This is a genomic window from Pseudomonas sp. P7759, from assembly GCF_013386445.1.
GTDB classification, from domain to species: Bacteria; Pseudomonadota; Gammaproteobacteria; order Pseudomonadales; family Pseudomonadaceae; genus Aquipseudomonas; species Aquipseudomonas azotoformans_A.
This window is the reverse complement of sequence record NZ_JACART010000165.1, coordinates 1-402: the sequence shown is the minus strand read 5'-3', so window position 1 is coordinate 402 and position 402 is coordinate 1. Positions and strand designations below refer to the sequence as shown.

The 402-nt window shown below is 59.7% G+C and carries 1 protein-coding gene; it reads right to left on the bottom strand.

What is annotated here, in order from left to right:
* Positions 1-127: 127 nt before the first annotated feature.
* On the bottom strand, positions 128-402 hold a 275-nt coding region (locus HX823_RS31815), incomplete at its 5' end, for a type II toxin-antitoxin system ParD family antitoxin (RefSeq protein ID WP_177078624.1).

Below are 402 nucleotides of genomic sequence, written 5' to 3'. Positions count from 1 at the left end.
CCTTCGCAGTAGCGGATGAGGCTGTCGATAAAGCGTGCAGCTATAACTGGGGAACTGGCATCGCTGATGTAGTCTTCAAGGGCGTCGAGTTGCGCCAAGGCTTCAGGCGAAAAGGCTACCGCGTAACTCACGCTTTCCCGGTGCCTTTTCGCTGACGCTTGGCTGCCATGTGTTCTCGAACCTGTTCGACGGACAGCGCGCGCTCGGGCTTGGCCTTGAGGGCTGCCGCAGCTGGGATCACCTCGTCCCGTAGCCAGTCTTCCATGGCGCGATCCCGGGCCAGCAATACTCTCAGGCCGTCGCGGCTCACTTCGCTCTCGGATGCATATTCACCGGCCGCGACCTTGGCTTTGACCAGGGCAGCCATTTCGATGGGCAAGGTAATGCTCATTTGCTGGGTTT